The sequence below is a fragment of the Marichromatium bheemlicum genome (genome assembly GCF_012276755.1).
In the GTDB taxonomy this organism is placed as follows: Bacteria; Pseudomonadota; Gammaproteobacteria; order Chromatiales; family Chromatiaceae; genus Marichromatium; species Marichromatium bheemlicum.
Genome location: NZ_JAAXKX010000039.1, coordinates 1 through 6,584, shown reverse-complemented (window position 1 = coordinate 6,584; position 6,584 = coordinate 1). Strand labels below are relative to the sequence as shown.

Genomic DNA, 6,584 nt, shown 5'->3' with positions numbered 1-6,584 from the left:
CCGAGAGGCACCCACCCAACCCCAAGCTCCCCGACAACATCGCTGCCGCACTGATCGCCGAGATCGAGCAGCAGAGCACCGCCGCACGCCGCACCGCCGAGACCGCTGCTGAGGAGGCACGCAAAGAGGCCGAGACCCTCGCCGAAACCGGCGAAGCCCTGGAAGAACAACTCGAAACCCTCAGAGAACAGGCTGAGCACCTGGAGAACGAGCGCGAACGCACTATCGGTGAACGCGACAGCGCCCGCGCCGAGATCGAACGGATCCGACAAGAGCTGGAGCGAGAGCGTCAAACCGCCGAACAACTCCGCCAGGAGCTGGCCCAAGCCAGAAACCGGATCGAGACCCTGACCGAACAACGCGACGAGACGCGCTCAGCGCATCGCGAACTCGAAGTCAGTACCAAGGCATCAGAAAAGGCCAGGATCGCCTCAGAGCGCGATCTAGCGGTTGCCAAGGCCAAACAGGAGGCAGCCCAACAGCTCGCTGAGGAGCGAGCCCAACAGATCAAGGAGACCGAACAGCGCCATCGACAAGAGATCAAGGATCTACGCGCTGACTACCGGGAACGCCTCAAAGCCGCCGAGAAGGCCATCCAAACCGCACAGAAGCGCGCTGAAGAGGCCGAGAAACACACTGCCATCGCAATAGCCAGCTTAGAGAGCCGCAACGACTGGCCAGAACAGATGGACCTACTCGACCCTTAAGCCCTAGCGCCCTGAAGGCGCTTCCATCTGATTATGGTTCGTGGACCACCCACTTGGCGTAGCCGAGGGCGGTAGAGAGCGGGCGCCGCCGCCACCGGCAAGACCACCAGCCCTCACAGGAACACCCGGCGGGAGCAGCCAACGCCACACCCGCCAGGCGCTTCTATCTGATTATGGTTCGCGCATCACCCACTTGGCGTAGCCGAGGGCGGTAGAGAGCGGGCGCCGCCGCCACCGGCAAGACCACCAGCCCTCACAGGAACACCCGGCGAGAGCAACCAACACCACACCCGCCAGGCACTTCTATCTGAAGACTCGATTGCGGCGATCACCATGCGGCGCGAGAACGCCGAGCAGCGGGTACCGCTCCGTCTCCTCAACGAGACTCACCGAGCCAAGGCCGACACGGCGTCATAGCCCGGCATACCGCCGCAAGGCGCGGAATGCCGCAACCACAACGCGGGCAGCCGAAGCGGCAAGGCTGCCGTGACAGTGAAAGTGGTAGTGGTTGTTGATGATCTGGGTCTTGTGGACGTTTTGGACGTTGTGGTTCACAGAACAGCTCCCTAAGGCGAGGCGGCCAATCCGCCGGGCACCCAGTAGAGCGGCACGACCGTGAAGCATCCACCCCGGCGCGTGTGATCGGTCCCGCGATCACACACGCCGCCGTGGCGTTCGCACGAGCGACCGAGGCCTGAGCCGATAGCGCCGTCTCCTCGGCCCCTTCCCTTTTGGCGTTCGACCTGGAGCCAGCAGGCGGCGTCAGCGGATGCAGACCGGCGTGGCGGTAGCGATCGCCACCATCCCCCCCTGGTCAACCGTCAGGGGTCCTTGCAGGCGGCGTCAGGGGTGCTGACTGGGGATGAGCTTGGGGATCACGCCAAGAGGGCGCGAGAGCGCCCGTATGTGAGTCCAGGAGGCCGCGAAGCGGCACCGATCAGGCCGACGCGAAGCGGCGGGGCGGAGGGCGCGATTTAGCGCCCGGAGGGCAGGCGCGCACCCCCTGTGCGCCCTTTTCTGTATATTTTAAATACTTTTAAGGGGTCGTAAGTGATTGAAAAAAAAGGTGCTCTAGCAATAAAAGGGGAGAAAATGGTAGTCAAAAGAGGAGAAAATGGTAGTCAAAAAGGGGAGAAAATGGCAGTTTTATGTGAGAGGTTTTAATTTCTCACATAAGAGGCATTAAAATGCCTCCCAATATAGGGACGGGAAGTATGGATACAGCCCAGGTCTACAAGGCCAACGCTCTGGTTGAAGCGTCCTACCGCTTGAGCCTCTACGAACAGCGCATCATCCTTGCGTGCATCGCCCAGGTGCGCCGGGATTGCCCGCTGACCGACCAGCAGCTCTACACGGTCAGCGTCCAGCAGATAGCCGATATGGCGGGGATCACCGCCGCCCGCGCATACCAGTACCTCAAAACCGCCTCCGAACGGCTCTATCGCCGGGAAGTAACGCTTCGAGAACCCCCCAACGGCCAGAGCGGCGGCAGGGTGCGGCTGACCCGCTGGGTGCAAACGGTGGAGTACCGGGAAACGGAGGGCATGATTGCCCTACGCTTCGGCACGGACATGGTGCCCTACCTCTCGCAGCTCACCGAACAGTTCACGCGCTATGCCCTGGTTGACGTGGCGAAGATGACCAGCGCCCACGCCATCCGGCTCTACGAACTGCTGTGCCAGTGGCGAAACTCCGGTGAACGAGTCGTGGCCGTGGATTGGCTTCGTCAGGCCCTCCAGCTCGAAGAGCGCTACGGCAGCATTCGCGACCTGAAGCGCTGGGTCATCGAACCCGCCGCCGCACAGATCAACGAGCATTCGCCGCTCTGGGTGAAGTGGGATCAGCGCAAGACGGGGCGGCGAGTCACCCACCTGGTGTTCACCTTCGGCGAAAAGGATCAGCAGCCCGCCAAGAAGCCGCGGAAACCGCGGAAGCGGAAGGCCGAGCAGGCGGCGACCGCCGGAAGCATCTACGGCATCCCCAGGGCAGTCATCGAGCGCAAGGCCAAGCCCGGCGAGAGCTACGAAGACGCGGCGCTCCGTCTCCACAACGAGGCTCGCCGGGCCAAGGCCGACACGGCGTCATAGCCCGGCATACCGCCGCAAGGCGCGGAATGCCGCAACCGCAGCGTGGGCAACCGAAGCGGCAAGGCTGCCGTGACAGTGAATGTGGTAGTGGGTGTGGTTGATCTGGGTCTTGTGGACGTTGTGGACGTTGAGATTCACAGAACAGCTCCCTAAGGCGAGGCGGCCAATCCGCCGGGCACCCAGTAGAGCGTCACGACCGTGAAGCATCCACACCAGCGGGTGCGATCGCTGGGGCGATCGCACCCGTCAGGCGCTTCCTGGCTGATTATGGTTCGCGGGACAGATCCGTTTGCCTAGCAACCTCAGTCATAGCCTTGGCTCGGGCAACAACACCAAACGCATGTGCGATGTAGGCTGGATCGTTTGTTTCGAACGCGTCGGCCATGAATTCGGCGACGGCCTGATCGGTCCCTAGATACTCGGCTGGATCAAAGGTAGTCAGCGTTTCAGTCATGGGTTTCTGTCTCGTTCGTATCCGTTGGCGAGGCGGTACGCCATCTTGATGTCGCGCGCCTGAGACTTTTTAACGTAGTCCCATTGTGACTACAATAGGACTACGTTAACGACTCCGCGAGGACGTGCCATGAGCACCACCGCCGATACCTATGTCCGTGCCCGCATCGATTCCGACACCAAGCGGCGTGCCGCTAGCGCCCTTGAAGGGATGGGCCTATCCATCTCCGATGCTATCCGCCTGCTGATGCTTCGCATCGCCGACGAGCACCGCCTGCCCTTCGACGTGAAAGTACCCAACGCAACCACACAGAAGGCTATCGCCGAACTGGAGGCAGGCAAGGGCAAGAAGCTCGCCAGCGTGGACGATCTGATGGCGGACTTGCATGCGAACGATTGAGCGATCCTCAGCGTTCAAACGCGACTACAAACGAGAGTCCAAAGGACAGCACCGCACCACCCTCGACAAAGAGATCAAACGAGTGCTGATCGCTCTAGCGACCGACCAGACGTTGGACGCCCGCTACCGTGACCACGATCTCACGGGCACCTGGTCCGGTTACCGTGAGTGCCACATCAAACCCGACCTACTGCTGATCTACCGAAAGTCAGACGGCGACACCCTACGACTTGCAAGACTTGGCTCGCACAGTGCGCTTTTCGGCTAAGCCAAGAACCAGCCAAGGAAGGCAACCGGCAAGACCACCAGGAACACGCGGCGAGAGCAACCAACGACACACCCGCCGGGCGCTTCTATCTGATTATGGCTATTTTCCGCTTTTCATCCCTGCGCTATCGACTGATGCCACGACCACGTCCCTTGTCCAGCACTGCCGCATGCGGCGCCAACAGGGAGGCGAAGGCTTGCCGGGTCTCGGGATCGGCCAACCCCTCGATGACCTGACGGCGTTTCTGCTGCCGCGGACCTGGTAGCTGGTTGATCCCATCGAGCAGCTTGACCAAGGGGGCAGAGGCATCGGGCAGCTTGCCGGCCTGGTACAACCCGGCGGCCTTGAGCAGGTGTCCGGCCAGCTGTTCGATGGCCTGCATCTGCTGTCTTGCCGCCTTGCGCGCGGTCTGTTCGCGGGCCAACGTTTCCCGATAGCGCTGCTCCAGCTCGGCGAGCTGCGCCCGGACCGGCGCCACCTCGTGCTCGATGCAGGCCTCGGCAACAGCGCGAGCACGCCGGGTCTCGTGGGCGGCCGCCGCATGACGGGGGGCGATCTCGCCAGCGGCCCGTCGCGCGGCGCCGGCCTCGTCGTCCCACCGCTCCAATTGCGGCGAGCGCCAGAACCCGCTGTCATGCGCCGCCGCGCGCTTGGGATGGGCCCGGCGCCAGACCCGCGCCGCCGTCTCGGCCTGGTCGGCCTGGGTCACGGCGGCCCGCTGCTCGGCATCGAGCCGGTCTTCTCTGGTCTGCGCCTCGATCACCGCCGGGTCGCTGGCCACCCGCTCGCTGATCCTCAAACTGCCCCGCAGCTGTGCGATGTGTGCCTGCAGCTCGGCCGCACTCATCCGCGCCACCCGCCGCTCTTCGATCGCCTCTAACCGAGCGGCCTTGAGTTCGGCGGTGAGCGCGGCGATGGTCTGCTCAAGCCCCGCCCTTTGGGGTTCGTCTTCCGCGGTGACGGCCCCAGGTGTCTGTTGTTCCGCGCCATCCTGGCGCCGGCGGCTCACCGCCCCGGTGCGCCGTTCATAGCCGGTGGCCGCCGGCCCCAGGTGCACCCCCGGCGTCTGCTCGACGCCTTGGGCCTCGAGTGTGCGGTGATCGACCCGCTCGGGCCGATCGGCCGCCAGGAGATGGGCGTTCTGCAACGCCGCGAAGCGCTCGCGCCAGGTCCGTACTAGCGCCGGACCCCGTGCACGGTCGTCGAGTTCGCGCGTCTTTTCGCCCAGGCCATCCCGCCCGAGCCGCCGGGTGGTGAGCAGGATATGGGCATGGTGGTTGCGATCGTCGCCACCACGACCCGGCGTATGGATGCAGACATCGGCCGCGCACCCGTGGCGCTCGACCAGCTCGCCGGCAAAGGCCAGGGTGAGCGCTCGCCGGCCCTCGGCGGGGAGTTCCGCCGGTAGGGCAATCTCGAACTCACGGGCGACCGTGGCGTTGCGCCGGCGCTCGGCCTGCTCAGCGGCGTTCCATAGAGCCTCCCGATCCTGTGCCCAGGCCGGCGCCTCGGCCGGGAGCACCAGGTCGGCCGACACCACCCCTCTCTTGCGCCGGTAGTCGTGGATCTCGCCGGTACGCTGATCGGCGATCCGCACGGCGGCACGATAAGCCGCCGCAGCGGTAGCGCTGCGACCGGCTGAACGGCTGATGGTCTTTACCGAGAGGTGGTAGATCGCCAAGGGATTGCTCCTATTGGGGTCGAGGGGCAACGCCCCCGCGCACGCAAACGAAGTTTGCATAAGTGCGCCCTTGTCTTTCAGACGGCGGGATAGGGAGAGAGTTTATCCGATCAAAAAGGCTGCTGTAACGGACCGCTGGCGGCTAGATAGAATGGCCGCCACCCTCACCAGTAGACAGGAGTCCCTATGACCACGGTGGATGAGCGCATCGCCAAGCTCGAAGAAAAACTGAAGCAGGCCAAGGCGCAGAAGGCCAGGATCGAGGCCCGCAAGCGCACGGCTGAACGCAAGCGCGCACGCCAACAGGACACGCGTCGGAAAATTCTCGTCGGCGCCGCCATCCTGGCCAAAGTCGAACGCGGCGACTGGCCCAGGGAAAAGCTGCTGGCGATGATGGATACCGTGTTGACGCGCCCTGACGACAGGGCGCTATTCGACTTGCCAGCGCCCATCGAGGAGCCGGCGTTCCTGGAGGACGAAGGCCCATCTGATGAGCTGCCGTACAGGATCACCCTGCGCTGACGACCGCCGCAGAGGCCCTTGGGGGGGTCCGATTATGCGTACCCCTAGAGCCGGAGCGCTGCTCGCGATCAGTGCTCCGGCTGGAAGACCCATCGCACACACAACCGTTATCAGGCCCTCAAGACTTGGCTCCCTGACAAGAGGCGGCGGGTCGCGGTCTGAGACAGGCCATGACAGCTCCCATCGCCTGTCACAGCCGCCGGGAAAGCGGCGGCAATCACCATTTTCATCTATTTCATATTGTATTTTGTATCGTATATCGTATAGTTACGAGATATGAAATACGATAAAAAAGGGGAAGCAGCCATGGCTCGTCCAGGAATCACCTACAAAGAGGTTGCCGCCGCCGCCGAGGCACTGACCGAACAAGGGGAAACGCCCAGCATCAAGCGAGTCCGCGACCACCTAGGCACCGGCAGCCCGAATACCATTCACCGCCACCTGAGCGCCTGGCGGGCTGAACAGC

At 63.5% G+C, this 6,584-nt stretch carries 8 protein-coding genes and 1 pseudogene; 6 read left to right on the top strand and 3 right to left on the bottom strand.

Features of this window, described 5'->3' with window-relative positions:
* A pseudogene (locus HF203_RS15960) lies at positions 1-707 on the top strand (hypothetical protein); the annotation flags it as partial.
* Between the two features lie 1,214 nt (positions 708-1,921).
* Complete coding sequence (locus HF203_RS15955; RefSeq protein WP_168671078.1) at positions 1,922-2,794, top strand: replication initiation protein; 873 nt, start codon at positions 1,922-1,924, stop codon at positions 2,792-2,794.
* Here the strand turns inward: HF203_RS15955 and HF203_RS15950 are convergent.
* Together HF203_RS15950 and HF203_RS15945 are read right to left on the bottom strand one after the other, a co-directional pair.
* Positions 2,789-2,932: a hypothetical protein gene (locus HF203_RS15950; RefSeq protein WP_168671077.1), complete on the bottom strand. Its 144-nt coding sequence runs from the start codon at positions 2,930-2,932 to the stop codon at positions 2,789-2,791. The genes HF203_RS15955 and HF203_RS15950 overlap by 6 nt on opposite strands.
* A 127-nt stretch (positions 2,933-3,059) precedes the next feature.
* The gene (locus HF203_RS15945; protein WP_168671076.1) at positions 3,060-3,248 is read right to left on the bottom strand and encodes an addiction module antidote protein; all 189 of its coding nucleotides are present in this window, start codon (positions 3,246-3,248) and stop codon (positions 3,060-3,062) included.
* Positions 3,249-3,377: 129 nt separating this feature from the next.
* Here HF203_RS15945 and HF203_RS15940 point away from each other — a divergent pair, with 129 nt between their 5' ends.
* Together HF203_RS15940 and HF203_RS15935 are read left to right on the top strand one after the other, a co-directional pair.
* Entirely contained in the window at positions 3,378-3,647 is a 270-nt protein-coding gene (locus tag HF203_RS15940) for a type II toxin-antitoxin system RelB/DinJ family antitoxin (RefSeq protein ID WP_123143506.1), read from the top strand.
* A complete protein-coding gene (locus HF203_RS15935; protein WP_168671075.1) occupies positions 3,634-3,915 on the top strand; it encodes a type II toxin-antitoxin system YafQ family toxin in 282 nt (93 codons plus the stop codon). Before HF203_RS15940 ends, HF203_RS15935 begins: the two co-directional genes overlap by 14 nt.
* Before the next feature lie 124 nt (positions 3,916-4,039).
* Here HF203_RS15935 and mobQ read toward each other — a convergent pair whose 3' ends face one another.
* Positions 4,040-5,596 carry a MobQ family relaxase gene (gene mobQ / locus HF203_RS15930; RefSeq protein ID WP_210424818.1) on the bottom strand — a complete coding sequence of 519 codons (1,557 nt, stop codon included), beginning with the start codon at positions 5,594-5,596 and terminating at the stop codon, positions 4,040-4,042.
* 186 nt (positions 5,597-5,782) lie between these two features.
* Between mobQ and HF203_RS15925 the strand changes: the two genes are divergently transcribed.
* Together HF203_RS15925 and HF203_RS15920 are read left to right on the top strand one after the other, a co-directional pair.
* On the top strand, positions 5,783-6,118 hold the full coding sequence (locus HF203_RS15925) for a mobilization protein (RefSeq protein WP_168671073.1): 336 nt from the start codon (positions 5,783-5,785) through the stop codon (positions 6,116-6,118).
* A gap of 276 nt (positions 6,119-6,394) precedes the next feature.
* Positions 6,395-6,584: DNA-binding protein (locus HF203_RS15920; protein WP_246221825.1), on the top strand; the 190-nt coding region annotated here is incomplete at its 3' end.